Consider the following 26,625-nt stretch of genomic DNA (forward strand, 5'->3'; position numbering starts at 1 on the left):
ACGGGCACAGTCAGGTAGCGCCGAACGCGCAACCTCAGTGGTCACCGAGCCGCAGCGGGGCAAGCTGTTCGAAGACGTCGCCTGGTCCGGGATTGGTCGCGCGGGAAGATCCGCCGAGATGGTGCACGACGCCCCACACCGCGTTGAGGGCCGTTTGGATCGCGCCTTCCGCCCAGCCTGCCGTCCACGAGATGTCGTCGCCGGCAAGGAACAGTCCGCGATGACGCTCGTCGAAGGAGTCCTGCACGAAATGACCGAACAGGCGCTCCTGGTATCGGTAGTGACCGGGGAGGTTCGCTTTGAACGCGCCCAGGAAGTCGCGTTCGGTTTCCCACGACACGGTCACCGGATCGCCGACGATGTGGGAGCGGAAGTCGACCCCCGGGTAGATCCCTTCCAACGATCTGAGCACGAGGTTCATTCGTTCGGTCGGGCCGAGCGCCAGTAGCTTGAGGGAATCGTCGGACCAGGTGTAGGACAGGCAGATCAGACCGGGCTTTCCCTCTCCTTGATCGAGCAGGTACGTACCTCGGCTCATGCGGTCGGTCAATGTCATGCTGACGACGTCGCGCCCGGTGTTCGGGTCCTTGTCCTTCCAGAACGGTCGGTCGACGAGCACGAACACCTTGGTCGACCCCATGTAGTGGGTGCGTTCGATCGCGGTCCAGTGGTCGATCGGTAACAGGTCGTCGTCACATTCGATGGTGGACAGCAACATCCAGCTCTGTGCGGTCACGATGGCAGCGGGATAGGTGCGCTCGCCGCCGTCCGCGTCACCGACGACTATTTCAGACCCCGTGCGGCGTAACCGCACCACGCGCGGTGAGGTGCTGCCGTTGTTGAGCGACTCCACCGACGTCCCGCCCGGCCAGTGATCGGACGTCGTCGACGCGCGCCAGAGACCGACCGGAAGTTGTTGCGATCCACCGACGATGCCTCGGTGGTGATCGTCGGCAGCGGTGACCACGACTCTCAGTATCTCGAGAATGGAATTGGGGTAGTCGGTGTCCCAGCCACCTGTCCCGAAACCGACTTGCCCGAACACTTCTCGCAACTCGAAGGACCTGAAGTGTTCGGAGGACGCGAGGAATCCGTAGAACGTCTGGTCGTCGAAGCGCTGCACCAGCTCGTTCCACAAGGTCTTGATCTCACCGGTGTCGCGAGCGCGGATCGCCCGTTGCAGCGGAACGAGATCCGCGTGGTCCTCGAGCGTGCGCTGCCATGCCCGCGCCACCTCGCCGAAGACATCGGGCAGATCGTCGAGGCTCTGCGCGTAGTGACTGGTTCCCTTGAGGTCGATGACCGTACTCGGCGTAGCCTCGGCAAGTGGGTTGGGAAACGGCTCGGTCTGCAGTCCGAGCACGTCGAGGTAATGAAACAGCGTCGTGGACGACGGCGGGAATCTCATGGCGCCCATCTCGGCCACCACCCCGGGATGGCCGTCGAACGGAATGGACCGCATGCGTCCACCGATTCGATCCGATTCGTAGACAACCGGCTTCAAGCCCAACTTGGTGAGCTCGTACGCCGCCACCATGCCGGCCAGTCCCCCGCCGATGACGGCGACCTCGCTGCCGAGCGCCGAGGCGGGCACCTCGCCCAGCCCGTCCGCATGCGCGACGTAGTCGTCGTAGGCAAAGGGAAAGTCGGGACCGAACATCGTCAACGGACGCTCGTCCGAGTCGGCGGACGTACTGTCCGGCGTCACCGGCGTGGTCATGAAATTCCCTTTCTGGCATGTAGATACAGGTCCGGTCGACGGTCGGCAAGATGAGTGTTGATCGACCGGGACCGGGCGAGCATCTCCGTATCGATGTCGACCACCAGGGACTCCTCGCCGCGGCCCGCGCGAGCGAGTTCGCTCCCGTCGGGAGCGATGGCACACGTCAGGCCGCAGTACTGCAGTTCGCTTTCGCGGCCGCATCGGTTCACGTAGGCCAGGAACATCTGACTCTCGTACGCCCGCGCGGGGACGACGTGGGTGGCGACGACGTCGAACGGCGTCATGAGCCCCGTCGGCACGATCAGGAATTCGGTGCCGGAATCGGCATGTGCTCGAACGGCTTCCGGGAACTCGACGTCGTAGCAGATCAGCAGACCGCACCTCACTCCGTCCAGGTCGAACTGCGCGACGAGTCGATCACCGGGGACGAAGTGGCCGCGGTCCAGGTCCCCGAAGAGATGGGTCTTGCGGTAGCGCGCCACGAGCGAACCGTCGGCGCCGACCACCTGAACGGAGTTGTACACGACGGATCCGTCTCGTTCGGGATATCCGTAGACGACGGCCACGCCCGTCTCGGACGTGATGCGGGCGACGGCGTCGAAGATCGGGCCGTCGGCAGGTTCGGCCCGGGCCGCGACGAGCTCCCCGATGTCGTATCCGCTGATCGACATCTCGGGCGTGACGAGGATGTCGGCCCCTGCACGTGACGCACTGTCCGCTGCCCGGCCGACGGCGGCGAGGTTCGCTTCGACGTCACCCGAGAACTCGGGGCCTTGATAGAGCGAGGCACGCAGGGCGGTCTTGCTCATGAATTCTCCTCCCCGAGGTGCTGTCGTCCTGCCCGAGAGCGTACGGAAGTCCGGCGCCCCCGGGAAACATCCGGTGGGACGATCCGAAGTCTGGCATCGTCAGCGTCATGAGCCCCGAACGACCACCTGTCGGTCCCATCGGTCCGGTCGATGCAACCGTGGTACCCCGGTATGCCGAGCCGACGACGTTCGCGCGGTTACCGCGGCTCGACGAGGTGTCGCGTGCCGACGTCACGATTCTCGGTGTGCCGTTCGATTCCGGCGTCAGTTATCGGCCGGGCGCTCGGTTCGGTCCCGGTCACATCCGAGCATCCTCGAAGTTGCTTCGTCCCTACAACCCCGCGTTGAAGGTCTCCCCGTTCGCAGATCGTCAGGTCGCGGATTTCGGTGACATCGGGGTCAATCCGTTCGACATCACCGAAGCCCTTGCCACCGTCGAGTCCGCGGTGACCGGACTGCGACAGGACGGTTCGTCGGTGCTGACGATCGGCGGTGACCACACGATCGCGCTGCCGATCCTGCGTTCGCTCGCGCGTGACCACGGTCCGTTGGCGGTGCTGCATTTCGACGCGCACCTCGACACATGGGACACGTATTTCGGGGCGCCGTTCACGCATGGGACCCCGTTCCGTCGGGCCAGCGAGGAAGGCTTGATCGACCTCGAGCGCTCACAGCACATCGGGATCCGAGGGCCGCTCTACAGCGAGCAGGATCTGGAGAACGACCGCATCCTCGGTTTCCAGGTCGTTCGGTCCGACGACTACGAAACCGACGGCGTCGCGAGCATCGTCGAACGCATGCGTGCTCGCCTGGACACCGGCCCGGTCTACGTGTCCGTGGACATCGACGTGCTCGATCCTGCACACGCGCCGGGGACGGGGACACCGGAGGCGGGCGGGCTCACGTCGCGCGAGTTGCTGAACACCCTGCGCGGACTGGTCGGAGTAGACGTGGTCGGTGCGGACATCGTCGAGGTGGCACCCGCATACGACCACGCCGAGATCACCGGAATCGCCGCTGCCCACGTCGCGTACGAGCTGTTGTCGGTCCTCGCGGCGAACGCGTGATCGGATCACCCGGACGGTCGGCCCGGGCTGCGTTGCCACCTCGACCAATACGATGACCAGGTGGCACACGATCGCGCGATCCCGACGAGCCAAGACCGACGACGCAGCGTCGCCGACCTCGCGGCCGAGGATGCCGGCGGGCTGTCCACGGAGTTGCTCGGGGATTTTCTGGAGGTCCTGACCTCTGCGGTGTCCGAGGGTCGCACGTTGTCGCGTCGACAGCTGCGGACTCTGCGCACCCACGGGGACACCGCGGCGCGGCAGGGCGTCGCCCTCCGGGCACTGCTCGATCTGTACCTGTCCTCCGCCTGGCGCCTGTGGCGGGAGCTTCCTGCGATCGTCGACGCCGACCGAGACCCACAGGCCGTCGTGACGGCCGGTGAGGTGATGCTGCACGCCGTCGACGACGCGGTCGCCGAGCTCGCCGAAGGATTCCAACTCGCCAGGCGAGTGCTGGTACGTGCGGAGGAGTCGGCCCGGCGTGAATTCGTCGACGACCTGCTGTCCGGTAGCGCGGACATCGCGGGAGTGATGGGCAGGGCGGAGACGTTCGGTCTGGATCTGACCGGGCCTCATGCGGTCGTGGTCGTCGCGGCCAGTACGCCGTTCACCGACGGTGGCCGGGTCATCACCGAGGTGGAACGCGCGGTGGAAGGAAGCAAAGCGGACTCGGAGGTTCTCGTCGCGAGCAAGGAAGGCCGCCTTGTCGTGGTGTTCGCTGCCCCGGATCACGCAGCGGTGGAGTACGTCGTCGACCGTGTTCGCGAGGCCACCGAGAGGGTCGATGTCTCGGGGACATGGACCCGGCGGATCGGAGTGGGGCGGACGGGGCCCAGCGTGGCCGGTGTCGTGTCGTCGTATCGTGAAGCAGTCGATTCGCTCGACCTCGGCGCGAAGCTGGGCCTGGGCACTGTGGTGGTGGATGCACGTGACCTGCTGGTGTACCGGGTGCTGTTGGACGACAAGGCCGCAATCACGGATCTGGTGCACACGGTTCTGACTCCGTTGCTGACTGCACGTGGCGGCGCAGGCCCCTTGCTCGACACGTTGTTCGCCTTCTTCGGAACAGGCGGAAATTCTGCCTCGACAGCCCGGGCGATGCATTTGTCCGTTCGTGCCGTGACCTACCGTCTGGCCCGAGTGGCCGAACTGACCGGCCACGACGTCGGCGATCCAGCCGAACGATTCACCCTGCAGACGGCCGTGTACGGCGCCAGATTGCTCGGGTGGCCGACGGGGAGCTGAGCTCCGGGTCACGTTTGAGCCGAGTCAGCGCCTCTTGTTGCCGGGATACGGCAACCGAAATCGGTCAAACATGTCCGCGTTCGGACGATGACTGCCGCAATCGATACAGGCACACTTGAGGAGTCGCGGTCGCAAGCGGCCGCCGAGAACCTTCTATCGACAAGGAGCACCGTTTCATGGCATCACTGATTCAGAAACTGCAGGTGTTCGCCCGTAGCCCTCAGGGTAAGAAGCTCATTGCGCAAGGGCGCGCTTTCGCCACCAAACCCGAGAACCAGGCCAAGCTGAAGAGCCTCGGATCTCGATTCACCAGTAAGGACACTCGCCGATGAACGTCCCCGTATGGGCGTGGGCGGCTTTCGCAGCCGTTGTCGTCATTCTGTTGGCCATCGACCTACTTGCCCACCGCGGCGCACACATCATCGGCTTCCGGGAAGCAGCTTGGTGGAGTGCGCTCTGGGTCGGCGTCGCTCTCATCTTCGGTGGCGTCGTGTTCGCCACTCTCGGTACCACGGCAGGTGTCGAATACACGACGGCCTGGTTGTTGGAGAAGAGTTTGTCGGTGGACAACCTCTTCGTCTTCGCGCTGATCTTCGGATACTTCAAGGTCCCCCGTGAGTACCAGCACCGCGTTCTGTTCTTCGGCGTCGTCGGCGCCCTCGTGTTCCGCGGAATCTTCCTCGCCGCGGGTGTCGCGATCGTCAGCAAGTTCACCGTCGTTCTGTTCGTCTTCGCCGCCATCCTGCTGTACAGCGCATGGAAGCTGATGAAGGACGAGGAGGACTCGTACGATCCGAGCCAGTCCATCGCAGTGAGGTTGCTGCGTAAGGTCATCCCGGTTCGCGACGAGTACGACGGCACGAAGTTCTTCGTCAAGGAAGCCGGCAAGCGCGTTGCCACCCCGCTGCTCGCCGTCGTCGTCGCCATCGAGGCAGCAGACCTCGTGTTCGCGGTCGACAGTGTGCCCGCTGTTCTCGCGGTCAGTGACGACCCGTTCATCGTGTACTCGTCCAACGCGTTCGCGATCCTCGGCCTGCGCGCCCTGTACTTCCTGCTCTCGGGTCTTCTCGAGAAGTTCCACTACCTGTCCAAGGGCCTCGCGATCATCCTCGGATTCATCGGCGTCAAGCTGGTTCTGCAGGCAAGCCACAAGGTGATCAGCACGTCGATCCCCGAGATCCCGTCCATGGTGAGCCTGGTGGTCATCATCGTGGTCCTCGCAGGTTCGATAATCCTGAGCCTGAAGAATCCGCCGAAGGAGTCGGCAGATTCAGCAGATTCGATCGAGGCGGACGATCCGGCCGGCCCCGCAGGCAGCACGTCGGCGAGCCTGACCAAGGATCGGTCGACGGACCTGAAGACCGAGTCCGACCTCGGTGGAGGGTCGGAACCGAAGTAGTCTTCCCCACATACGTACCCGGGGTGTTTCGACGCGAAGCACCCCGGGTACGTGCGTTTCATGACCAATTCGAATTCCTACACAGTTCCCGGATTGAGCACCGACCAGGGCGCGCGCGTCGCTGCACTGCTGCAGGACCGCCTCAACGCCTACAACGATCTCCATCTCACCCTCAAGCACATTCACTGGAATGTCGTGGGACCCAACTTCATCTCCGTGCACGAGATGCTCGACCCTCAGGTCGAAGCGGTTCGTGGGTTCGCCGACGACGTGGCGGAGCGTATTGCGACGCTGGGTTCAGCCGCACTCGGAACGCCCGGCACCATCGTCAAGGAGCGTTCGTGGGACGACTACTCGATCGGCCGCGCAACGGCCATCGAGCACCTCGGAGCCCTCGACTTGGTCTACGTAGGCGTCATCGGTGACACTCGGAAGGCCATTGCGGAGATCGGCGAGATCGATCCCGTCACCGAGGATCTGCTGATCGGGCAGAGCGGCCAGCTCGAGCTCTTCCACTGGTTCGTTCGTGCGCACCTGGAGAACTCCGGCGGTCAGCTCTCGACCGCGGGCGCGTCGAGCGAGACCGAAGCGGCGTCGAACGCCGGCTGATATCCCGCTCACTTCACGCCGCAACGCCCCGACTTCGGTCGGGGCGTTGTCATTTCTGTCACCCGAAACCGGCACCGATCACAAAAACGGGCCATCCGGTCGGGTCGCGTCGCCACGTGAAATACGAACTCCGGAGACGGTCGCCTGTGAAATGTTCGAAACATCCGTCCCGCCCGCATATTCGGCAGGAGTTCGGGTACTCACCTCCTGTTCGACGATCAACGAACGAAGGTCGGCGGTTGTCGCACGAGCGGCACCGAACTCGAAAGAAGGTAAGACAGTGATCGTCCTGGGAATCATCCTCGCGCTGATCGGCATTTTCGCCAAGATCAGCATTCTGACCACGATCGGCATCATCCTTGTCGTCGTCGGAGCAGTCCTGACCATTCTCGGTGCCACCGGCCGCGCAGTCGGTGGGCGCAAGACCTTCTATTGATTCTCACTCCCACTCACACGTGCGGGGCCCGAACCGAATCGGTTCGGGCCCCGTTCGTCTGTCTTCACAGCCCTTCGAGGGTGCGCGTCATGGCGTCGACGGTCTTGTCGCCGATACGTTCGAAGATCAGCTTGAACACCGGGTCCGACAGTTTCGCGAGTCCGTTGAACGTGATGGTTGCGACGTAGGTGATTCGAGTGGAGTCGTCGCCTGCGTCCTCGAACGCGATGTGGTCCACTGTCGTCGCCGTCTTGTTCCTACCTTCGAACTCGACGACGTCCTGCCTGTCCTCGACCAACCGGTACGTCAATTCGGTGCTGATCCCGGCGAGCTTGGATTCGTTGTGCCATTCGGTACCGACACCGATCGGTCCCGGTGTCGATCGGACACACCGTTGCGTGCCCGGGTCCCATGCTTCCGCGTGTGCGAAATCCCGAAGGTAGTCGACGACGACCTTGCGTGGGCGCCGGACGGTGAATGTGCGTTCCACGTGAACCATGGTGTTGTCCTCCAATGCCGAAAGCGTGACTTTCGGCTACCCACGCTCACGGCATCCCACACGCTGTGTCGGCAGGTTCAGCCGTGTGACGGTCGCCATCCCAGTTCGGGACCGAGAACCGTTGCCATGTCGGTCAGAATCTGCACGTAATCCGAGTGATCGAAGCTGAACGGTAGTGCGAACGCCACTTCGTCCACCTCGCGGAAGGCCGCGTTGTCGTACAACCGGTCGGCGATCTCACGCGAGGTTCCGACCAGGTCGGCTGCGAACATCATCCTCGCCGGCCCCTGCGGGGTTGCCGTGCGTGCCCGTCTGGACTCCGCGTACGCACGGTACTTCTCCACTTGGTCGGTGGACGCAGAATCGGTCGGGATCACCACGAGTCCTTGTGACACACGCGCCGCGCTCTTCTGCGGGTGATGCTCGCGGAACGTCGTGATGTGCGAGTGCTGGATCTCGTCGAAGTTCTCCGACTCCTCGGCTTTCACCACACTGCTGACGAGCAGGTTCATTCCTGTCTCGCCTGCCCACCGAGCAGATCGAAGACTGGCGCCCCCGTACCACATTCGGTCCCGCAGGCCTGGCGAATGGGGTTGAACACGGTCGGAGAACTGCTCGATCCCGACCGTGCCACTCCAGTTCGACGCGGGCTGACCGGAAACCAGCGACAGAAGGCGGTTCACTCTGGCGTAGCTGAAATCCTCGACGTCGGCGGTGTCCGGATACAGCGCGTTCTTCACTCGGTCGAATTGCATGGGTGGTCCGACACTGACACCCGGGTTGATACGACCGCCGGAGAGCACGTCGACCGTCGCGAGGTCCTCGGCGAGTCGAAGCGGGTTCTCCCACCCGAGTGGAGTCACCGCCGTTCCCAGCTCGATTCTGCTGGTGCGCTGCGACGCCGCAGCCATGATCGCGATCGGGGACGAGATCCCGTACTGCAGGTGGCGGTGACGCAGCCACGCGCTGTCGAATCCCAGTTGCTCGCCGAGTTCGATGATCTGCAGTGTCGATTCGTGGCCGAGCGCGGGGTTGTGCTCGTCGAGCAATCCGATCGTCAGAAATCCGAGTTTTCGCAGTTCGACCGAGCGTGCAGGCATGAGAAAAAGCCTACAACCGGATGACCTCACCTGTTTCCGCGGCGCGGCGTGCGGCGTCGAGCACCTCGAGAGTGTGGATGACCTCGGACGCAGGGACCGGTTGCGGGCCCTCGCCGCGCACAGCGGCGGCGAAGTCGCGGTAGTAGTTCTTGTAACTCCCCTGCGCGGACGGAACCTTCTCTGCACCCGCGTCCGTATGCAGTGTGCCCCAGCGCTCTTCGAGCTCGTAGCCGAACGTGTCCGGCTCGTCCACCGGGCGACGGCCGGCGAAGACGGCCTGCGCCTGGACGTCGGTTCCGTCGGAGTAGTAACTGCCGTCCGTTCCGTACACCCGAAGCTGGCGCGCCTGGAAGTGGTTGACCTTGGTGGCGGACAGGGTCGAGTGAACACCGCTCTCGTGGTCGAGATCGACGACGAACGCGCTGTCAGTTCGATCGTCGCCCTCGCCGGCCCAATCCATGCGCGCGTACACGCTGGTGGCGCGACCGAACAACCACAGCGCCTGATCGACCAGGTGGGCTCCGAGGTCTCGCAGCAGTCCACCGGTCGGTCCGAGTTCGAGCGTGGCGGGTTCGTCGAGATCGAACCTCGACTCCACTCGCCAGATCCGGCCGAGCTTGCCGCTGTCGATCACGCCGCGCAGAGTCAGGATGTCGGCGTCCCACCGCCGGTTCTGGAAAACACTGAGAAGTACTCCGGCGTCGGCCGCGGCATCCACGAGGTCCTGTCCGCCCCGGGGGTCGGGCGCAAAAGGTTTGTCGGCGATGACGTGCACACCGCGCGCGACGGCCTCGAGAACCAGCTCCCGACGCGTCTCGGGTGGGGTCGTGATGGTGACGGCGTCCACGCCCGCATCGATCAGTTCGGTCAGGCTGCCGTACACCGGCGTGCCCGGCGCATCGAGTTCGGCCTGAGCCGCACGTTCGGGAGAACGCGTGACGATGCCGACGAGTTCGACCCCTTCTGCCGCTTGTACGAACGGCACGTGAAAGTACCGCCCCCCGACGCCGTATCCGACAACTCCCAGACGCATGAGATCTCCTTTTGTTAGGACAACCGTACACATTACGCGTCAGCGAAGTGCGTAACCACCGTCGGGATACAACGTGGAGCCTGTCGTGTACCCACTGGTGAGGAGGTAGACGACGGCATCGGCAACCTCGGATTCCACCCCGACCCGCCCCAGTGTGGTCGCGGACGCGAACTGTTCGAACGCGGGGATGCGGACGTCGTCGGGTCTGCTCCGCCACAGATGTCCGTCGATCGTTCCCGGCGACACCGAGTTCACTCGAATGGGCGCGAGCTCTACCGCCAATCCCCTACCGAGGCCTTCGATCGCAGCATTGGCCGCGACGTACGCAGGAGCCGCTCCCGGTGGCCTGACACTGGCAGCACCGGCCATCAACACTATCGATGCGTCACTGGTCAGCGTGTTCACCGCAGCTTTGACCACGCGGTACTGACCCCAGAATTTGGATTCGAACGCCGACGCCGCGTCCGCTTCCGACAGCTCGCGAAGCGAACCCGTCACATAGGTCGCGGCAGTGGTGAACAAACCGTGCACCGAGTCGAGCTCGGCGAAGAAGTCCTCCACCGATGCGGGTGACGACGTGTCGACCACTTGCCACCTCGCGCGTTCGCCCAGTGCGTCCGCCGCCTTCTCGAGGGTCGACGATGTACGGCCGCCGAGGACGACCGATCCGCCTGCCCCGACGACTTTCTCGGCCACCGCATAGCCGATTCCGGTTGCGCCACCGATCAACACGACCGTTCTACCCGTCAGGTCACTCACGTCGCCATCTCTCCTCGTGTTCTTCGACTGCACCGAACCTGTTTTCGACACAGCACGATCGGAGGTCTAACAGAGCAGGCGATCGAAGGGGAGGGCTGAACTCGAGTTGATTTTTATGTCTGGGCCTTGCGACGGTTGTTCCAGGCGATATCCACTCTGCGGTCCCAAAGTATGTGTTTCAATCGACTCGCGGTATCGATCGGAGGGGTGGAACACGATGACCAGTGCGCTGACATCGTCCGAGGTGCACTACGAGTGGGCCGTCGACGCGATGGAATCACTCGCCGTCAAGGGCATCGTCAAGGTCGTGATCGCGTTCGCGACACTTGCCATGGCAGTTGTGGTCACGCTGGAAATGGTGTTCGGCTACGGCGCAACGACACCCATCCCCTCCGCAGTCCAGTGGATATCGATGATGACGGCCTATGCGATGGGGCTGTTCTGGCTGTTCGGCCCGTGGCCAACGCTGAACCAGGCATTCGCGTTCGTCACGATTGCCAACATCGCCATCTTCTCCGCGACGATCGTTGCCGACTTTCCGCCGGAGATCACCCTCGGAAAGACAGCGTTCTTCATCGAGATCGGGATGTTCGTCGGATTCTTCTTCGAGAAGTGGATGCTCGCCGCGCACATTCTGTTGTGCGTTGCCGCCACCACCTTCATCGCCGTGTACGTCGTCGCCTACAAGGACGTGGCGGTCTTGATGTCCTTTGTCGTCTGGTCTCCCGTGGTGGTCTCCATCGGCGGCTTCGTACTTCTACTGCACTTCGCAGCGCGATCGATGCGGCTCGAATTCGAGTGAGCCCACCAGCTCAGTCGAGCGCCGCGACCAACGCAGGCAGGCCGAGTGCCGCCGTCGTGCGTAGGCGGTGGTCGGCCATGTCGGAAATCTCGGTTTCCACCGGATTGATCTCGACGACGACGGCACCCGTGCTGCGAGCCATCGCTGGCAGGCCGGCGAACGGAAACACGACACCGGACGTGCCGACGACGAGCACGAGGTCCGCGTGTTCCACCGCGGAGACCGCTGCCGTCCACTGATCCTGAGGGAGCGGTTCTCCGAACCAGACCGCCCCCGGCCTCATCGGCCCGCCGCAGAACGGGCACTCGGGAGGAACGACGCGTTCGATCTCCTCGTCGACCACGTCCGCCTCCGGCTGCGAGTGCACTCCGCACTCCGAGCACCGGGGATCGAACAGACTTCCGTGCACGTGAGCGATCACGTGCGAGCCCGCTCGCTCGTGCAGGTCGTCCACGTTCTGCGTGGCAATGTCGAGATGTGTGCGTTGTTGCCACTCCGCCAGGGCCAGGTGCCCCGCATTGGGCGCGGACCGCCGGACCAGTTCGGCCCGCCAGCGGTACCACCCCCACACGAGGTCGCTGTCACGCGCCCAGCCCTCGGGGCTGGCGAGATCGGCGGGATCGAACTGCGACCACAGGCCGGTGTGGGCGTCACGGAACGTCGCGATTCCCGACTCCGCCGACATTCCTGCGCCCGTCAGAACAGCGACACGGGTTGCCGTGCGCGCGAGGTCGATCACTGCACCGGGAAGCTCCGCGTTCACGCGAGCCAGTCTCGCACGAGATCAGGGCTGGAACCGACGTGCGTGCTCCTCGACGCGTGCGCGGTGATCGGCCCAGAACGCAGTTTCGTCCGACGGCATGTTCTCGTTGCCGAGCGTGAGGCCGACCGATCCGTCGATCAGCTCTCGAAGGATGTCGGCGTGCCCTGCATGTCGGTCCATGTCCGCGATGACGTGTACGACGATGCGATGCAAGGTGACGGTGGCCCGTTCACGAGGCCAATGCGGGACCACGCCGGTGGCGTCGAGCGGAAGCTCGGCGATGGTGCGGTCCGAGTGTTCCCAGATCTGTCGGTACAGCCCGACGATGTACTCCGTGGATTCGTCGGCCTTGGCCCACAGGTCTGCGTGCGGGTCCTCGTCCTCCTCTGCCCACGGCACCGCTCCGTGGAAGGGCCGGTCGAACGTCCAGCCGAAGTATCCGAGTTCGACGGCGGTGAGATGCTTGATCAGACCGAGCAGGTTGGTGCCGGTGGGTGTCATCGGACGACGCATGTCGTACTCGGACAAGCCGTCCAGTTTCCAGAGGAGTGCAGTGCGTCCTGCCTGCAGGTACCTCTGCAGATCTTCCTTGGCCGATTCCGTCATGCTTCACAGCCTCGCAGACCCGTCCGACACGTGCAGCTCGTCGCGTTTCATTACCGTTTCGAGACCCGGAGACCCGAAACGGACACTACGGACTCCGTCGAATTTCTTTGGGAGACAGTACATCACAAGGCGATTCGAGGCGACTCGTTACTCTGCCGTTATGTTTGTTATGAATTCGTTATTGTTCGTGCATCCCTACGGATACCTTGTTCCGTCACGATGATTGCAGCGAACAACTATCGACTCGGGAGGAACAGATGACGCACGTTCTGCTCGACCAGGAGACCGAGGTACAGAGCTCGGCGTCGGCATCGACACTGGTCGTGTCCGGTGACATCGATCTGATCACTGCACCGTCCTTCGCTCGTCGTCTGAGCGAGGCCCTCGAGCAGAATCCACACGTCGAGCTGGACATGTCCGGTGTCACGTTCTTCAGCAGCGCAGGAGTCGACGTGCTCGCGTCGGTCGACACGGCTGGGGGCCGGACGCTGACGATCACCTCCTGCCCCCTCGCGGTCGGGCGAACGCTGGACGTGCTCGGATGGCCGTCTCATCTTCGTCTCCTCGCGAGCGCATCACACGCGTGATCCTTTCGCCCCACACGAGAACAGCAGGTACACGGTGAGCTCCCCTCGGTTCGCTCCTGGTGACGTGATCCCGGTCGAGCTCGACCCGGGGCACACCACCTCTCGCTCGACGGGGGTTCTCGCCGACGCAGTCGTGATCGACCACGTCGCGTTCTCGCGCAATCCGGCATCGGTTCTCAGCACCGTCGAATCGGCGCGTGCGCAAGCGCGGCCGGTCGCGCTCGACGGTGTCGGCACGGGACCGGAGTCACTTGCCCTGCTTCCGCTGATCGAGCCGGATGTCATCATCCTCGCGCCCGAGATGACCGGTAGCGCGACCGACGTCGCCGCGGCCAGAGCACTGCACGTCCTGGCTGCCCAGGCCGAGCGCACCGGTGCTGTCGTGGTGGCACGGGGCGTGGATTCCGATCGAGACCGGGACAGAGCACTGGCGCTCGGAGCCACGTTCGGCCTGGGCGATCTCTTCCGTGCCGACGGTGGCGACGTGCGCCCGGACGCGGTGACACCACCTACGTGGAACACCCCGTCCAGCGATCACACGTCCGCGTTCGTCATCGCGTCGACCGACCAGACGACGACGGTCAGCACGAAGAAACTGCTCGTGCAGATGAGCATGCACATCGAGGCACAGGCTTCCGACGCAGGTCCGGACACCCTGGTGCTGGGGACATTTCAGCATTCCCGGCACTTCACTGCGCGCACGAGGCGCAGATGGCGCACCCTCGCGGGCCGGACCGCGTACACCGGCGTCTACGGCATCGGCCTCGGAGAGCTGGCAGTGCCCGGCATCGTCGGGTCGTCTCTCGACGCCTCGGACGACCTGGTCGACGAATGGAATGTCGTGGTGCTCGGGCAGTTCTTCTGCTGCGTACTGTCGGCCCGGGACCTGCACCGAGGCGAGGACGATCCGGACCGCGAGTTCGAGTACGCCATCACGCACGACCGGGCGACGGTCGTGCGGTGCGCTCGGACCGTGTTGTCACGGTCCGAGCCCCGCTGACTCTCGTGGTTCGGCCGACCGGTCAGGATCCGATCGGTTGACCGAAGAGGCCGGCAACCAGATCGCCGACGACGTCCTGCCACACCGGCCAGGTCCGTGAGTCCAGAGCCATCGAGCCGACGTCGGTGGTGCGGCAGCCCGGCTCGGCCGGCACTCCGGCAAACCGGTCGCGGAGCCACAGCAACGCACTCGGCGCAGCAACCACTTCGAGGGTGAGGTGTTCGCTGAAGTGGTCACGCGTGTAGGTGACGCTCGCGTTCGGGTCGGCGCAGTACGTGTCGACGAGCGTGTTCACCGGCCCGACGGGTACCAGCCAGTCCGGGTTGGATTGGTACATGTACATGGGGAATCGAGGGACGGACTTGCCCATCTGCAGCTTGGCGAGCGCGCTCTGCGCTACCGGCTCGCGAAGCGGATCGCCGGGAGTGTCGAACAGCCCTTTGAGGTTCACGAACGGTGCGATGGCCGAGTTCCATCCGATGCACAGGTTCTGCTTCGCGCCGAACATCGCTTTGCCCAAGGGGTTGAGCTTCTGGTCGATGAACTGCGCGAGCTCGGGATCCTCACGGGAGACTCCGATGATGCCGGATGCCACGATTCCTGCACCGAGCGCATTGTTCGAGTTGTCGACGAGCGCACCCACATCGGCCACGATTCCGCCTTCGGCGGCCCCGACGATGTTCAGGTCGGGGGCGTAGCTTTCGTGCAGCTCGGCGGCATGACCTGTCGCGATGGATCCGCCGGAGTACCCCATCATTCCGACCTTCGTCGCGCGTCCGTCCAGCCCGAGCGGGTCGAAGTTCTCGGCGGCACGGATTCCGTCGAGTGTGATCCGCCCGGCGAGTGGGCCTGCCGCGAAGGCCGAGTTCGGCCCTTGGTGGTCGGGCACCACGACGGCCCAGCCCTGGGCCAGGGCGGCCTGGATCTCGAGGAACTGCGCTCCCCCGGTGATCGCTCCGGTCAGCGGCCAGGGAATGGAGCCTTGCTGCAGCACGTACGACGACGCACAGTAGGCACCCAGTGAGTCCTCGGCGATCTGGAAGGACAGCAGTGGCCTGCCCGGAACGTATCCACGGGGCTTGAGCACGGTGGCCACCGCCGGGATCGCTTCGTCGCGACTGTCGTTGGACCGGTACGACAGTTGCCAGGCGTCGACGTTGACCGGGAGGACACCGAGGTTGGCCACGTTCACCGGCCGAGACGCAATGATCTGGCCGGGATCGGCAGCGGAGACGATCGACTGCTCCGGCGAGTAGAACCCCGTGTCGAACTCCGGAATCGCCGGGAACGCCGGCTGCGCTACCACTGGCGGCGCGGTGGCGGTCACCGCGACGGCGACGCTCGCAGCCGCAACCACACCGAGAACCACTCTTCGAACGGACATTCAGCCTCCCCGAAAAACAAGTTAGATGTATTTGTCTAACTTCGACTCCGTGGAGACTAGATCAGAAGTGACGTGGATTACAACCACCTGATCCCGTGGCCGCTCGCAGGCTCGGCTCTTGCCCTAGTGCAGGAGCAGCGAGTCGAGGAACCCGACCATGATGTTAGTGAGGTCCTCGACATCGGGTCGCGGATCCGCCGTGCTCCATTGCTGCACGAGCGCGATGAGGGCCCCGATGAACGCCGTCGACGCCATCTCGTAACCGCCCGGCGGCACGTAATCCTCACCCACCGCCGACCGGACGGTCAGCGCGAAGAACTCGCGCCACACCGCGCGCTCGGCCAACCGATGCTCGTCCATGCGACGACTGACGCCGACACTGTCCACGAACGAGATACGGGCCCTGCGTGGATCTTTGCCGATCGACTCGACGTACGCCCCCATCGCCGCCGTAGCAAGCTCGTGCGTGTCGGAGGTCGTACACCGCGCGACCGCCTGCGTCGTTGCTGCCTTGGCGTCCGCCTGGATCGAGTCGTACAGCGCGATGAGCGCGTCCTCTCGGCTCGCGAACTCGTCGTAGAACTGCCTGCGCGCCAACCCGGCCGAACGACACAGGTCCGCAACGGAACTGGCTGTGTATCCCTTCTCGGAGAACACGTCGAGCGCGGCGGCGAGAAACTGCGACCGTCTCCGGGAACGACGATCCTCGACGGCGATGCCGCCATAGGTTCGATTGTCGCCGTCCGCGGTGCTCACCGGACGAGTTTAGCCGTGACGGCGGCGTTCCAACCGGACGACGACGGCCTTGGACACCGGAGTGTTGGATTTGCGCGCGACGTGGTCGAGAGGAATCAACGGGTTGGTCTCCGGGTAGTACGCTGCCGCGTTTCCGCGAGGCGTGGAGTAGGCGACGATTCTGAACCGGTCGGCACGACGCTCGGCGACGGTGCCGTCGGGAAGTGGCCACTCGGAGACGAGGTCCACCACCTCCCCGTCGACGAATCCCATCGACGCGATGTCGTCGGGATGGACGAACACCACCCTTCTGCCACCTTTCACGCCGCGATAGCGATCGTCGAGGCCGTAGATGGTGGTGTTGTACTGGTCGTGGCTCCGCATGGTCTGCAGCATCAGCCGCCCCTCGGGGACCGGCAACCACGTCAACTCGTTGACCGCGAAGTTGGCCTTGCCGGTGGAGGTGTGGAAGGTACGACTGTCGCGGGGAGGGTGCGGAAGCCCGAACCCTTCCTTCTGCCGGACCTTGCGATTGAAGTCCTCGAACCCGGGGACGACCCGGGAAATGGAGTCCCGAATCCTGTCGTAGTCGTCACGGAAGCTCCCCCACGGCACCGAATGCCCCGGCCCGAACAGCTTTTCGGCGATTCCGCACACAATGGACACCTCGGATCGCATGAATGCGCTCGACGGCCGAAGGCCACCGCGCGAGGCATGCACCATCGACATCGAGTCCTCGACGGTCACGAACTGCTTGCCCGACGCCTGCACGTCGCGGTCGGTCCGTCCGAGCGACGGCAGGATCAGAGCGCTTCGTCCGTGGACCAGATGGCTGCGGTTCAGCTTGGTCGAGACCTGAACGGTCAGGGAGCAGTTGCGGAGCGCCGCTTCGGTGACGGCGGTGTCCGGTGTCGCCGAGACGAAGTTGCCGCCCATGCCCATGAAGAAGGTGCCGCGGCCGTCGCGCATCGCTCGGATCGAGTCGACGGCGTCGAGTCCATGGTCGCGGGGAGAGTGGATGCCGAACTCGTCGTCGAGTGCCGCGAGAAACGACTCGGGCATCTTTTCCCAGATGCCCATGGTGCGATCACCCTGGACGTTCGAATGTCCACGCACGGGGCAGACACCGGCCCCTGGCTTTCCGATCATCCCCCGCAGCAACAGCAGGTTCACTGCTTCCTCGATGGTCGCGACGCCGTGGGTCTGTTGCGTCAGCCCCATCGCCCAGCAGACGATCGTCTTCTCCGAGTGGACGAGAGCCTCCGCGGTGTCGCGGATCTCGCGCATCGACAGCCCGGTGGCCTCCAGCACGACGTCCATGTCCACACCGCGGATATGGTCGATCCAGTCGTCGAATCCCGCCGTGTAGGTCTCGACGAAGGCCCGGTCGATCACGGTGCCCGGCGCCTCGTCGTCTGCGTCGACGAGCATCTTTCCCAGGCCCTGAAACAGCGCCATGTCCCCGCCCAGCCGGATCTGCAGGTACTCGTCGGCGATGGCGACGCCGTCCCCGACCACACCGCCGACCTTCTGCGGATCCTTGAACCGCCTCAGCCCGGCCTCGACCAACGGATTGATCGCGATGACCTTCGCTCCGTTGCTTTTTGCCTTCTCCAGGGTGGACAGCATGCGGGGATGGTTCGTGCCGGGATTCTGGCCTGCGATGAGGATGAGGTCGGCGTTCTCGATGTCCGGAACCGACACCGAGCCTTTGCCGATTCCGATCGACGCGCTGAGCGCACTCCCCGAGGATTCGTGGCACATGTTGGAGCAGTCCGGCATGTTGTTGGTACCGAAGGACCTGATCAGTAGCTGGTACAGGAAGGCAGCCTCGTTCGACGTGCGTCCGGAGGTGTAGAAGATCGCCTGTTCCGGGGTGGCGAGTTGCCTGAGCTCGTCGGCGATCATGCGCTCGGCGCTGTCCCAGTCGATCTCCTCGTAGTGGGTCGCTCCCGGCCGCAGCACCATCGGGTGCGTGATGCGACCTTGCTGGCCGAGCCAGTACTCGGTCCGCCCGAGCAGGTCGTCGATCGAGTGCGTCGCGAAGAAGTCCGGTCCGACCGTTCTCCTGGTCGCTTCTTCGGCGACCGCTTTCGCGCCGTTCTCGCAGAACTCGGCGTGCTTGCGGTGTCCGGGAGTCTCCGGCCATGCGCACCCCGGGCAATCGAAACCCTTGCGCTGATTGAGTTTTGCCAGCGAATACGCGGTGCGGCCGGGGCCCATCTGCTCGACGCCTCGCTGCAGGGACACGAGCACGGCCGGAACGCCCGCTGCGTAGGACTTGGCTTCGGTGACGACGATGGACTTCTCGTCGTACTCGTACTCGTGGGCTGACACTCTACGACGGTGCACCATCGCGACCGCACACGTCCAAGACGTGGCTCCTACCGAGCGATAGGCGACGCCGATGAAGCCCGGTCGAGCCCGCGAGCGGTGTTCTCCAACGCCCGGATCAAGCTGGATCCCTGACTGTCCCTGGCCGTCACCAGTCCGATGACCGGCGCGTCCAGCGCGCTCGTCAACGGGGTACACCGAAGCCCCGGTGGTTCTCCGAACACCTGACGCCACACGCGCGGAACGACGGACGCCCACTGCCCGGTCTTCACGTGCGCGTACAGCGAGGCGATGGAGTCGGTCTCGATCTGCGGCGTACTGGCGGCACCGTCGTAGGCGAAGAACTCGTCGAGGATTCTGCGTCCACGCATCATCGACGGCAGCGTGCACATCGGAAACTGTGCGGCGTCGCGCCAGGTGACACCGTCCTCCCGAAACGGACCGAAGTCGGCCGCGGTCAACAGGTCGTAGTACTCGCGGTAGAGGGGAAAGGTCCGGTACCGTTCGTGGACATCGTCGTCCAGGTAGGTGATACCCCCGTCGAGCTCGAAACGGTCGATGCGGCCGGTGATCTCGTCGGACGGGAGATCCTCCGACAGTGAGACGGTCACCAACGGATGGTGCAGACACAGTGGTCCGGTCAGGTCGGCCACTGTCGCCGACGCCGTGGGCACCACGCCCAGACGTACCGCGCCGGTGACGCCGGACCGCAGAGTTGCCGCTTCCTCCTGAAGGGACTTCTGGTCGGCGACGATACGGCGCGCCCACCGGACGATCTGTTCACCCTCGGGGGTGAGTCCCTCGAACTTGTGGCCCCGGACGATCAGCGGAAGGTCGAGCTCGACTTCGAGCTTCCGGATCGCTTCGGACAGCGCCGGTTGCGAGACGTGGCATGCCTGAGCCGCGCGTGTGAAGTGACGTTCACGCGACAGCGCCACGAGGTATTCGAGTTGCCGGAAGAGCACGCCGTCACCCCCGTTCGGCGGGACCGGTCGTCCCTCGGACCACCAGGCGCGGCCGGAGAACGCTCGACGACACCTCGGTGCGGTCGTCGTCGAGGCGTGAGGTTGCTGCGCTGATCGCGCGGCGCGCCTGCTCCTTGGGTTCCTGACTGACGGTGGTCAGGTCGATGTGGGCCATTCTCGCCAGCGTGCTGTCGTCGTACCCGGTCACCGAGATGTCGCCGGGAACGGAGACTCCTCGTCTCTGCAGCGCGTCGAGCAGGCCGACTGCACTGCGGTCGTTGGCAGCGACGATCGCGGTGGGAGGCTCGATGTCTCCGTCGAGGAACGCGTCGACGGCGGCGGGCGCGTAGTTCTCGGTGAAGTCGCCCTCGACAACGGCCATGTGTTCGTCCAGCCCGTGACGGTGCATCGCGCGGCGGTAGCCGGCCTGGCGGTCCTTGCCGATCGACCCGTACCCACTGAAATGCGCAATTCTGTTGTGCCCCAGCGACACCAGGTGATCGACGACGTCGCTCATTCCCCGCGAGTCCCCCGCCCGCACGGCGTCGACTCCGCTGATTCGTCGACCCACCGCGACGATCGGCACCCGCCCTGCCCACGCTCTGAGGTCGACATCCGACGCGGCGGGCCCGAGCAGAACCACTGCCTCACAGCGGAAGTCGAGGAGTGTCTCCATGACGGCGGCTTCGGCATGCGTCGGCGTGACGGCACCGAGCACCACCTCGTACCCGACCTTGTCCGCCTCGGCCACCATGTGCTCGACCATCTCCGCGTGGAACGCATTCCTGATGTCGGTCATGACGCCGATGAGGTGTGTGCGCCGGAGGGACAGCAGAGCTGCGGTTCGATTCGGTCGGTAGTCCATCTCCTCCGCAACGGCGAGGACCCGGGCCTTCGTCTCCGCGCTGGGACCCGGAACTCCACGAAAGATCATGGACACCAGGGCCTTGGACACCCCTACCTTGTCGGCGATGTCCTGCATGGTCACCGATCTTCCGGCGTTCATGTCTTCTCGTCTCCGTTCCCGCCCGTGAGAGCGTGTCGAACTGCGGCAACGCCGTCCTTGACATCCGCGCGATCGGTGACCCATAGTATCCCTACTAGACCGGTCAAATAGACCGAACTAATCCCGCGACACTCCGAAAGAAAGCAGCACGTTCATGACAGAGAACTCGCTCGGTGTAGCCGTCATCGGTGGCGGTATGGCCGGACGCGCCCATGCCGCCGGGTACCGGATGGCGTCGACGCTGTTCGGCACCGACCGCCCGGATGTACGTTTGGTGGCCATCGCGGACACCAACAAGGGTGTCGCGGACGATACCGCCAAGCGGTACGGCTACGAGCGCGCCGAGTACAGCTGGCAGGCGATCGCCGAGGCACAGGACATCGATGTCGTGTCCGTCGTCGTCGCCAATCACCTGCACCGTGAGATCGTCGAGGGTCTGCTCGCTGCAGGCAAGAACGTGCTGTGCGAGAAGCCGCTGGCAGGGTCGCTGGCCGATGCGGAGTCGATGGTCGCCGCGGCCGCCGCATCGAGCGGTATCGCCTCGGTGGGCTACACCTACCGCCGGTCCCCGGCCGTGCAGGCCATCGCCGACGAGCTCGCCGCCGGTCGCCTCGGTGAGATCGTGCACTTCGACGGCCGCTACCGCGCCGATTACTCCCTCGATCCGAGCGGGCCGATCACCTGGCGGTACCGCGGTGGGCAGGGAACCGGTGCACTCGCCGATGTCGGCAGTCATCTGATCGATCTCGCCGAGTACGTCGCCGGACCGATCGTCGAGGTCCGCGGGGCGCAGTTCTCCACCGTCGTCACCGAACGCCCCGTCCCGGTCGGGGTCACCTACGGTCACACCAAAGCCGAAACCACCGGGGAGACGGCGCCGGTGGAGAACGAGGATATCGCCACCTTCACCGCGCAGTTCGCCGGCGGATTCGTCGGAACCTTCTCCGCCTCGCGGGTCTCGCACGCCAATCCCGACGGACTGTCCTTCGATGTGTTCGGCACGCGCGGGTCGGCGTCGTGGGCGCTCGAGCGAGCCGCGGAGTTCCACATCTCCACCACCGACATCGACGAGACGGTCAACGGCCGCCGTCAGGTCATCATCGGACCCCAGCACCCCTACATCCAGGGCGGGCTGCCGATGGACGCCGGCGGCGTCGGGCACGGCAAAGCCGAATTCTTCGCCTACCAGGCACGGGCATTCCTCGACCAGGTCGCCGGACTGACCGGCCTGCCCCCGCTCCCGGACTTCGCGCACGGACTGCGCGGCATGCAGATCGTCGCCGCCATCGCCGAATCCGCTGCCGCGAACGGCACCGCAGTCAAGATCTGACCCACCCTCTACTTGCAAGGAAGCTCACGATGAAACTCGGCGTCTACAACGCGATCCTGCACGACAAGTCCCTGCCCGACGCCATCGCGACGGTGGCCTCACTCGGTCTCGAAGGCATCGAGATCAACTCCGGTGGATTCCTGCCACCGGTGCACATTCCGGTCGACGACCTGCTCGCCGGCACCATCAGCCCAGCGGACTACCTCGCGGTGTTCGAGGGCACGGGCGTCTCGATCGCCGGCCTGAACTGCAACGGCAACCCACTGCACCCCGACCCGGAGGTCGGCCCCGAGGACGCCGAGGACCTGCGCAAGTCCATCCGTGTCGCCGGTCTGCTCGGCATCGACCGGGTGGTGACGATGTCCGGTCTGCCCGCAGCCCACGAGGGTGGGACGTGGCCGGCATGGCATGTCAACACCTGGGATTCGGGATACCTCGACTCCTCCGATTACCAGTGGGATCAGGTCGCGGTGCCGTTCTGGAAAGAGATCGACGCGCTCGCCCGTGAGCACTCAGTCAAGGTCGCCATCGAGATGCACCCGCAGAACCTGGTGTTCAACCCACCGACGCTCAAGCGCCTCGTCGACAAAGGCGGCCTGAGCAACGTCGGCGCCGAAATGGACCCCTCGCACCTGTTCTGGCAGGGCATCGACCCGGTCAAAGCCATCGAATGGCTCGGCCCCCTGGTCTTCCACGCCGCAGCCAAGGACACCCGAATCAACCCCGACTGCGAGATCTACGGAGTCCTCGACGACCGATTCACCCGCGCACCGCAGGACGGACCACGCACCAGCCTCGGCGGCAAGCACTTCGTCAATGTCTGGCCGCAGGACTCCGCGTGGGACTTCGTCGCCGTCGGCAACGGACACGACGTCGACTTCTGGACCCGGTTCCTGCGCGCCCTGCACTCCGTGGACCCCGACATCGCCGTGAACATCGAACACGAGGACACCGCCTACGGCCCCCTCGAAGGGCTACAGATCGCCGTCGACACCCTCAACAAAGCCAAAGCGAACCTGTAGCTTTCTCACCGCATTACCCGCCGGCGCTGGACATCACCTCGGTGGTGTCCAGCGTTCGTGGTCACCAGGCCAGCCACGGTTCGCCGTCGATCAGTGAGATGCCGACCTCCTCGGCGCTCCGACGCTCGGTCGTGAACAACGCGTTCAGCAGCTCCGATTCGGACTCGCCGGTCCGCGCGGCCCAACGCCGTGCACGGTTCAGTGCCCTGGACGCCGTCGCCGAGACCGAGGCACCGTCGCAGTCGACGGTCACCCTGCCTGCCAGTCCGGGTCCGATGCATCCGGTCAGGGCACCCCACGTCGCCGACGAGAACTGCACCGGGCCTCGAACGTGCACGACGAATCGGCAGCGAAGCCCCACAGATCGGTCGGGGGTCCCGACGCGCACACGTGAATCATCCAGTGCCAACGCGTCGTACACTGCGGGAGCACCTTCTCCCGTCAGCCACACCGCGCAGTCGACGCCACGCACGATGCCGGCGACAGTGACCATCACCGATGCCGGTGATGCCTCCGCCACGTCGAGGATCACCGCAGCGTCCGGGATCCGATAGGCCAGTCCATGTCGTCGGGCGCTGGGATCGGTGATCAGCGGTGCGAGAGCCACGGCCTCGGTGTTCTTCTCGTCGGTACGGTCCGTGACGTCTCGCCCCGCCCAGTCCGGCCCGTCGTGCCACGCAACTGCGTCGGGTTCGTGGGCGAACACTGCTCCCGCCATGAACGCACGATTGGCGAATTCCCAGTCCTCGCCGCCGTACTGGACGAAGGTCTCGTCGAAGCCTCCGATCTCCTCGAACAGTTCACGGCTGCAGGTCAACACTGCACTGATGACGAATTTGTATCCGTCCCAACCCGGTCGGAGAAGGTTGTCCGTCCGGCCGTAAGCGCCGGACAACCAATCGGGTTCGCCGAGTTCCCGTGGAGTACGAAGCCAGTCCGACAGTTCCGATACGCTCACATCACTCAGATCGGCGTGTCCTCGCCGCCCGACGACGACCGTGTCCGGAGCCACTGCAGGCAGAGCCACAGCGGTCTCGAGGTACCCGGGCGTCGGGACGGTGTCGGCGTCGAGAAAACACAGAACCTCGCCCGTCCCCGCACGCGCACCGAGGTTGCGGGCCGCGGCGGCCCGAAACCCCTTGTCCTCCTGGCGCACCACCGTCACCGCCAGCCTGTCGCGCCAGTCGTCGACGACAGGCGGCGTCGGTGAACCGTCGTCGGCGATGACCACCTGCATCCTGTCGGACGGGTAGCGCTGCTGAGCCAGGGCTTCGAGTACGAGCGACAATTGGTGCGGCTGATCGTAATACGGGACCACGACGGTGACGCTCGGCAACTCCACCATGTCCGGCGTCAGATCCCAGCGATTGTCCGGCACGACGTACCGACCCTGGATCTCGAGAGCCCGCGTCATCCGCGCCAGCCCGTCAGAATCGAGTCGTACTCCCGGGCCACATCGTTCGGAGTGGGCCGCGGCACCACGTGCGGTTCGATCCAGGTCGACGACGGATGGCGAACCGCCTCGGCGATCGCGTCCCGCAACGAATCCTCGTCGTCTCCGTGCACACGAACCACACCGGGCGATCGCTTGTCCAGTTCCTCGGTGTACGCGTTGCGAGGGACGAGCGGGCGGCGTCTCGCTGCAATCCACGTGTTGATCGACCCCGACGCCGACAGGTGCCGATGGAAGGCGACAGGAACGGTCGCAGCCGCCAAGCGTCGATACATATCGAGTTCCGGGAGGAATCCGGTGATTTCGCAGGGCCTTCCGGCTTCGGCTGCCGTGCACCGCAACTGATCGATCAGATCCTCGTGCCCTGGCGACGCAGTCCCCAACGCGACGAAACCCACGGACCGCGGTAAGTCGGCCATCGCCCGGAGCGTCTCGATGTGCCCCTTCCCCGGATACAGGAAACCCAGCACGGCAACACGCGCACCCGACGATCCGCCCTCCATCCCTTCAGGCCCTGCAGGCTCCGCTCTCGGCCTCGGCATCATCAGCGGAATCACCTGTGGATCGACGGACGCGTCGGTGAACTCTCGGAGCAGCGATGCCTCGTGGTCGCTCGACACGATCACCCCGGCCGCCTGGTCGATCACTGTCCGGTAGAACCGAACTCGCGTCTCGAACCCCGATCCGTCGGACGGTTGTGGCACGTCGTGCACGGTCACCGAGTGCCGCGCGGGCAGCCTGGCGCACAGTGCCGCGTAGTTGGGCGCTGCTGATACACGGTCGCCGAAGAGTCGGTCGGTGACATGCAGGTGTACGAGTGAGCACTCCCCGATCCAGGCAGGGAGTTCGGACTCCGGTCCGTCCAGGCGCACTGCCCGGTGCGTCGGTTCCCCCAACTCTCGTGCAACGGACGCGCCGTACTCGACGACGCCGTGTGCCGGTGGCCCTACCAGGACATGGCCGATCTGGGGCATCATGCAGCCATGTCCAGAATGTCGAGGAGATCGGCGTAGCGCTGAATTGCCGCGTCGACGAACGGCGGATTGTCTCGATACCACTGCAACTGAACCCGCCGGATCTCGTCCTGGGACACGGACGATCCGTCGACGAGCCATGACGGCCTGGGCCGAGCCTGCAGGTCGAGAGCTCGTACGACGCGCTCGTCGAGCGGAGAGACGATGTTGCCCAGCAATTCTCGATCGGGCTCGGCGGGCGGGCCACAACCCAGCGCGTCGAGAATGCGGGATCCGAGCGCCGTCAACACCGAGTTTCCCGGGTGGTTGACGGTGTTCGCGGCGCCGGCGCCCGCTGGAAGCAGAAGATCGGACACACCGACGTCGCACTGGGCGCGTTCGCGCCGGGCGAGTTCCGCGATGCTCCACGCTGCGACGTCTGTCACCTGACGAGCACTCAGCGGGACGTCCCACCCGGCCGAGTCACCGTCGCGGGCGGCGATCACCGTCCTGAGGTCGTGGTAGGGAACGCCTGCGGGCGTCGCGGACGGGGCGCTGGGGTGCCGCACGATAACCTGGAACGGATACAACCCGCTGTATCGCAGGACCGGCCACACGATCTTCTCCGCTCGAGTCGATCGGAGTGCGTCCACGTCGTCCGTCCCGATCGGCAACCCGCGGTAGCCGGAACGCACGGGTTGGGCCAGCAGCACCGCACAGCGCGCCATCAGGTCACGAACGTGCGGTAGGTCGCTCTCGGTGAGCTCGTGGACCGGAGGAACCCGCACCGTACGGTAAGGAAGGTCCGCCGCGCTCGAGACCACGATCCGCAGGGCCTCGGCCTGGCAGTTCCCCCACACGACCAATAGCGGCCGTTCGTCGCCCGTCGTGTCGGAGACTCCGTAGAAATCTCCGTAGTGAATGCGACGCCCCTCGTCGGGATCGTTCGACGTCACGGGCTCCCTGTAGTATTCGGTTGTCGCAGGAGACACTCCCTCTCGAGCAG

27 protein-coding genes are annotated in these 26,625 nt (G+C 64.9%); 11 read left to right on the forward strand and 16 right to left on the reverse strand.

Going from position 1 to position 26,625, the window contains the following annotated elements:
- Positions 1 to 34: 34 nt before the first annotated feature.
- A complete protein-coding gene (locus tag H292_RS0109295) occupies positions 35 to 1,720 on the reverse strand; it encodes a flavin monoamine oxidase family protein (RefSeq protein ID WP_020111200.1) in 1,686 nt (561 codons plus the stop codon).
- On the reverse strand, positions 1,717 to 2,532 hold the full coding sequence (locus tag H292_RS0109300; protein WP_020111201.1) for a carbon-nitrogen hydrolase family protein: 816 nt from the start codon (positions 2,530 to 2,532) through the stop codon (positions 1,717 to 1,719). Before H292_RS0109300 ends, H292_RS0109295 begins: the two co-directional genes overlap by 4 nt.
- A gap of 107 nt (positions 2,533 to 2,639) precedes the next feature.
- Between H292_RS0109300 and speB the strand changes: the two genes are divergently transcribed.
- The 6 genes from speB (at position 2,640) to H292_RS28385 (ending at position 7,288) form a co-directional block, all read left to right on the forward strand.
- Positions 2,640 to 3,599, forward strand: a complete 960-nt coding sequence (gene speB / locus H292_RS0109305) for an agmatinase (RefSeq protein WP_019663479.1) — start codon at positions 2,640 to 2,642, stop codon at positions 3,597 to 3,599.
- Between the two features lie 60 nt (positions 3,600 to 3,659).
- Entirely contained in the window at positions 3,660 to 4,844 is a 1,185-nt protein-coding gene (locus H292_RS0109310; protein ID WP_020111202.1) for a PucR family transcriptional regulator, read from the forward strand.
- 176 nt (positions 4,845 to 5,020) lie between these two features.
- The gene (locus tag H292_RS28380) at positions 5,021 to 5,176 is read left to right on the forward strand and encodes a hypothetical protein (RefSeq protein ID WP_019663477.1); all 156 of its coding nucleotides are present in this window, start codon (positions 5,021 to 5,023) and stop codon (positions 5,174 to 5,176) included.
- Positions 5,173 to 6,243, forward strand: a complete 1,071-nt coding sequence (locus H292_RS0109320; RefSeq protein ID WP_020111203.1) for a TerC family protein — start codon at positions 5,173 to 5,175, stop codon at positions 6,241 to 6,243. The genes H292_RS28380 and H292_RS0109320 overlap by 4 nt, the downstream gene beginning before the upstream one ends.
- 60 nt (positions 6,244 to 6,303) lie before the next feature.
- Positions 6,304 to 6,852, forward strand: a complete 549-nt coding sequence (locus H292_RS0109325; protein ID WP_019663475.1) for a Dps family protein — start codon at positions 6,304 to 6,306, stop codon at positions 6,850 to 6,852.
- 280 nt (positions 6,853 to 7,132) lie between these two features.
- A complete protein-coding gene (locus H292_RS28385) occupies positions 7,133 to 7,288 on the forward strand; it encodes a DUF6131 family protein (protein WP_094653298.1) in 156 nt (51 codons plus the stop codon).
- Positions 7,289 to 7,352: 64 nt separating this feature from the next.
- Here H292_RS28385 and H292_RS0109335 read toward each other — a convergent pair whose 3' ends face one another.
- The 4 genes from H292_RS0109335 to H292_RS0109350 form a co-directional block, all read right to left on the reverse strand.
- On the reverse strand, positions 7,353 to 7,787 hold the full coding sequence (locus H292_RS0109335; protein WP_026347496.1) for an SRPBCC family protein: 435 nt from the start codon (positions 7,785 to 7,787) through the stop codon (positions 7,353 to 7,355).
- Positions 7,788 to 7,864: 77 nt separating this feature from the next.
- Entirely contained in the window at positions 7,865 to 8,887 is a 1,023-nt protein-coding gene (locus H292_RS0109340; RefSeq protein WP_020111206.1) for an LLM class flavin-dependent oxidoreductase, read from the reverse strand.
- A 10-nt stretch (positions 8,888 to 8,897) separates the two neighbouring features.
- Positions 8,898 to 9,920 carry a Gfo/Idh/MocA family protein gene (locus H292_RS0109345; protein ID WP_020111207.1) on the reverse strand — a complete coding sequence of 341 codons (1,023 nt, stop codon included), beginning with the start codon at positions 9,918 to 9,920 and terminating at the stop codon, positions 8,898 to 8,900.
- A 39-nt stretch (positions 9,921 to 9,959) separates the two neighbouring features.
- A complete protein-coding gene (locus H292_RS0109350; RefSeq protein WP_027498706.1) occupies positions 9,960 to 10,679 on the reverse strand; it encodes an SDR family oxidoreductase in 720 nt (239 codons plus the stop codon).
- 217 nt (positions 10,680 to 10,896) lie between these two features.
- Between H292_RS0109350 and H292_RS0109355 the strand changes: the two genes are divergently transcribed.
- A complete protein-coding gene (locus H292_RS0109355; RefSeq protein WP_019663469.1) occupies positions 10,897 to 11,481 on the forward strand; it encodes a hypothetical protein in 585 nt (194 codons plus the stop codon).
- A gap of 10 nt (positions 11,482 to 11,491) precedes the next feature.
- On the opposite strand, the gene H292_RS0109360 is transcribed toward H292_RS0109355, so the two are convergent.
- Both H292_RS0109360 and H292_RS0109365 read right to left on the reverse strand, forming a co-directional pair.
- Positions 11,492 to 12,244 (reverse strand): SIR2 family NAD-dependent protein deacylase, encoded by a 753-nt coding sequence (locus tag H292_RS0109360; RefSeq protein WP_020111209.1) that lies wholly within the window; start codon positions 12,242 to 12,244, stop codon positions 11,492 to 11,494.
- 21 nt (positions 12,245 to 12,265) lie between these two features.
- Entirely contained in the window at positions 12,266 to 12,850 is a 585-nt protein-coding gene (locus H292_RS0109365) for a DinB family protein (protein WP_020111210.1), read from the reverse strand.
- A gap of 257 nt (positions 12,851 to 13,107) precedes the next feature.
- On the opposite strand from H292_RS0109365, the gene H292_RS0109370 reads away from it, so the two are divergent.
- Positions 13,108 to 13,437, forward strand: a complete 330-nt coding sequence (locus H292_RS0109370) for an STAS domain-containing protein (protein WP_019663466.1) — start codon at positions 13,108 to 13,110, stop codon at positions 13,435 to 13,437.
- Between the two features lie 34 nt (positions 13,438 to 13,471).
- Positions 13,472 to 14,437 (forward strand): DICT sensory domain-containing protein, encoded by a 966-nt coding sequence (locus H292_RS0109375; protein ID WP_230593808.1) that lies wholly within the window; start codon positions 13,472 to 13,474, stop codon positions 14,435 to 14,437.
- Between the two features lie 22 nt (positions 14,438 to 14,459).
- On the opposite strand, the gene H292_RS0109380 is transcribed toward H292_RS0109375, so the two are convergent.
- The 5 genes from H292_RS0109380 to H292_RS0109400 form a co-directional block, all read right to left on the reverse strand.
- Positions 14,460 to 15,821, reverse strand: coding sequence for a lipase family protein (locus H292_RS0109380; RefSeq protein ID WP_170947556.1), 1,362 nt, complete (start codon positions 15,819 to 15,821; stop codon positions 14,460 to 14,462).
- Positions 15,822 to 15,944: 123 nt separating this feature from the next.
- On the reverse strand, positions 15,945 to 16,577 hold the full coding sequence (locus H292_RS0109385; RefSeq protein ID WP_020111212.1) for a TetR/AcrR family transcriptional regulator: 633 nt from the start codon (positions 16,575 to 16,577) through the stop codon (positions 15,945 to 15,947).
- Between the two features lie 9 nt (positions 16,578 to 16,586).
- Positions 16,587 to 18,911 carry an FdhF/YdeP family oxidoreductase gene (locus H292_RS0109390; protein WP_037188164.1) on the reverse strand — a complete coding sequence of 775 codons (2,325 nt, stop codon included), beginning with the start codon at positions 18,909 to 18,911 and terminating at the stop codon, positions 16,587 to 16,589.
- 29 nt (positions 18,912 to 18,940) lie between these two features.
- Positions 18,941 to 19,855 carry a LysR family transcriptional regulator gene (locus H292_RS0109395; protein WP_020111214.1) on the reverse strand — a complete coding sequence of 305 codons (915 nt, stop codon included), beginning with the start codon at positions 19,853 to 19,855 and terminating at the stop codon, positions 18,941 to 18,943.
- A 4-nt stretch (positions 19,856 to 19,859) separates the two neighbouring features.
- Positions 19,860 to 20,861: a LacI family DNA-binding transcriptional regulator gene (locus tag H292_RS0109400; protein ID WP_020111215.1), complete on the reverse strand. Its 1,002-nt coding sequence runs from the start codon at positions 20,859 to 20,861 to the stop codon at positions 19,860 to 19,862.
- A gap of 154 nt (positions 20,862 to 21,015) precedes the next feature.
- Between H292_RS0109400 and H292_RS0109405 the strand changes: the two genes are divergently transcribed.
- Both H292_RS0109405 and H292_RS0109410 read left to right on the forward strand, forming a co-directional pair.
- Positions 21,016 to 22,191, forward strand: a complete 1,176-nt coding sequence (locus H292_RS0109405) for a Gfo/Idh/MocA family protein (RefSeq protein ID WP_019663459.1) — start codon at positions 21,016 to 21,018, stop codon at positions 22,189 to 22,191.
- A gap of 29 nt (positions 22,192 to 22,220) precedes the next feature.
- Positions 22,221 to 23,213 carry a sugar phosphate isomerase/epimerase family protein gene (locus tag H292_RS0109410; protein ID WP_020111216.1) on the forward strand — a complete coding sequence of 331 codons (993 nt, stop codon included), beginning with the start codon at positions 22,221 to 22,223 and terminating at the stop codon, positions 23,211 to 23,213.
- A 61-nt stretch (positions 23,214 to 23,274) separates the two neighbouring features.
- Here the strand turns inward: H292_RS0109410 and H292_RS0109415 are convergent, their stop codons facing one another.
- Genes H292_RS0109415 through H292_RS0109425 form a run of 3 tightly spaced genes read right to left on the reverse strand, consistent with a single transcriptional unit; the run spans position 23,275 to position 26,575 of the window.
- Positions 23,275 to 24,627 carry a glycosyltransferase gene (locus H292_RS0109415; protein WP_020111217.1) on the reverse strand — a complete coding sequence of 451 codons (1,353 nt, stop codon included), beginning with the start codon at positions 24,625 to 24,627 and terminating at the stop codon, positions 23,275 to 23,277.
- Positions 24,624 to 25,643 carry a hypothetical protein gene (locus H292_RS0109420; RefSeq protein ID WP_027498707.1) on the reverse strand — a complete coding sequence of 340 codons (1,020 nt, stop codon included), beginning with the start codon at positions 25,641 to 25,643 and terminating at the stop codon, positions 24,624 to 24,626. The genes H292_RS0109415 and H292_RS0109420 overlap by 4 nt, the downstream gene beginning before the upstream one ends.
- On the reverse strand, positions 25,640 to 26,575 hold the full coding sequence (locus H292_RS0109425) for a WcbI family polysaccharide biosynthesis putative acetyltransferase (protein ID WP_020111219.1): 936 nt from the start codon (positions 26,573 to 26,575) through the stop codon (positions 25,640 to 25,642). The genes H292_RS0109420 and H292_RS0109425 overlap by 4 nt, the downstream gene beginning before the upstream one ends.
- Between the last annotated feature and the right edge of the window lie 50 nt (positions 26,576 to 26,625).

Origin of the sequence: Rhodococcus sp. 114MFTsu3.1, from assembly GCF_000383555.1 — a bacterium.
In the GTDB taxonomy this organism is placed as follows: domain Bacteria; phylum Actinomycetota; class Actinomycetes; order Mycobacteriales; family Mycobacteriaceae; genus Rhodococcoides; species Rhodococcoides fascians_E.

Bases quoted from the DNA above. Each gene is read 5' to 3' on its own strand.
- H292_RS0109295 (WP_020111200.1), bottom strand. From the start codon at position 1,720: ATGACCACGCCGGTGACGCCGGACAGTACGTCCGCCGACTCGGACGAG.
- H292_RS0109300 (WP_020111201.1), bottom strand. From the start codon at position 2,532: ATGAGCAAGACCGCCCTGCGTGCCTCGCTCTATCAAGGCCCCGAGTTC.
- speB (WP_019663479.1), top strand. From the start codon at position 2,640: ATGAGCCCCGAACGACCACCTGTCGGTCCCATCGGTCCGGTCGATGCA.
- H292_RS28380 (WP_019663477.1), top strand. From the start codon at position 5,021: ATGGCATCACTGATTCAGAAACTGCAGGTGTTCGCCCGTAGCCCTCAG.
- H292_RS0109320 (WP_020111203.1), top strand. From the start codon at position 5,173: ATGAACGTCCCCGTATGGGCGTGGGCGGCTTTCGCAGCCGTTGTCGTC.
- H292_RS0109325 (WP_019663475.1), top strand. From the start codon at position 6,304: ATGACCAATTCGAATTCCTACACAGTTCCCGGATTGAGCACCGACCAG.
- H292_RS0109335 (WP_026347496.1), bottom strand. From the start codon at position 7,787: ATGGTTCACGTGGAACGCACATTCACCGTCCGGCGCCCACGCAAGGTC.
- H292_RS0109340 (WP_020111206.1), bottom strand. From the start codon at position 8,887: ATGCCTGCACGCTCGGTCGAACTGCGAAAACTCGGATTTCTGACGATC.
- H292_RS0109345 (WP_020111207.1), bottom strand. From the start codon at position 9,920: ATGCGTCTGGGAGTTGTCGGATACGGCGTCGGGGGGCGGTACTTTCAC.
- H292_RS0109355 (WP_019663469.1), top strand. From the start codon at position 10,897: ATGACCAGTGCGCTGACATCGTCCGAGGTGCACTACGAGTGGGCCGTC.
- H292_RS0109365 (WP_020111210.1), bottom strand. From the start codon at position 12,850: ATGACGGAATCGGCCAAGGAAGATCTGCAGAGGTACCTGCAGGCAGGA.
- H292_RS0109370 (WP_019663466.1), top strand. From the start codon at position 13,108: ATGACGCACGTTCTGCTCGACCAGGAGACCGAGGTACAGAGCTCGGCG.
- H292_RS0109380 (WP_170947556.1), bottom strand. From the start codon at position 15,821: ATGTCCGTTCGAAGAGTGGTTCTCGGTGTGGTTGCGGCTGCGAGCGTC.
- H292_RS0109390 (WP_037188164.1), bottom strand. From the start codon at position 18,911: ATGGTGCACCGTCGTAGAGTGTCAGCCCACGAGTACGAGTACGACGAG.
- H292_RS0109400 (WP_020111215.1), bottom strand. From the start codon at position 20,861: ATGAACGCCGGAAGATCGGTGACCATGCAGGACATCGCCGACAAGGTA.
- H292_RS0109405 (WP_019663459.1), top strand. From the start codon at position 21,016: ATGACAGAGAACTCGCTCGGTGTAGCCGTCATCGGTGGCGGTATGGCC.
- H292_RS0109410 (WP_020111216.1), top strand. From the start codon at position 22,221: ATGAAACTCGGCGTCTACAACGCGATCCTGCACGACAAGTCCCTGCCC.
- H292_RS0109415 (WP_020111217.1), bottom strand. From the start codon at position 24,627: ATGACGCGGGCTCTCGAGATCCAGGGTCGGTACGTCGTGCCGGACAAT.
- H292_RS0109420 (WP_027498707.1), bottom strand. From the start codon at position 25,643: ATGATGCCCCAGATCGGCCATGTCCTGGTAGGGCCACCGGCACACGGC.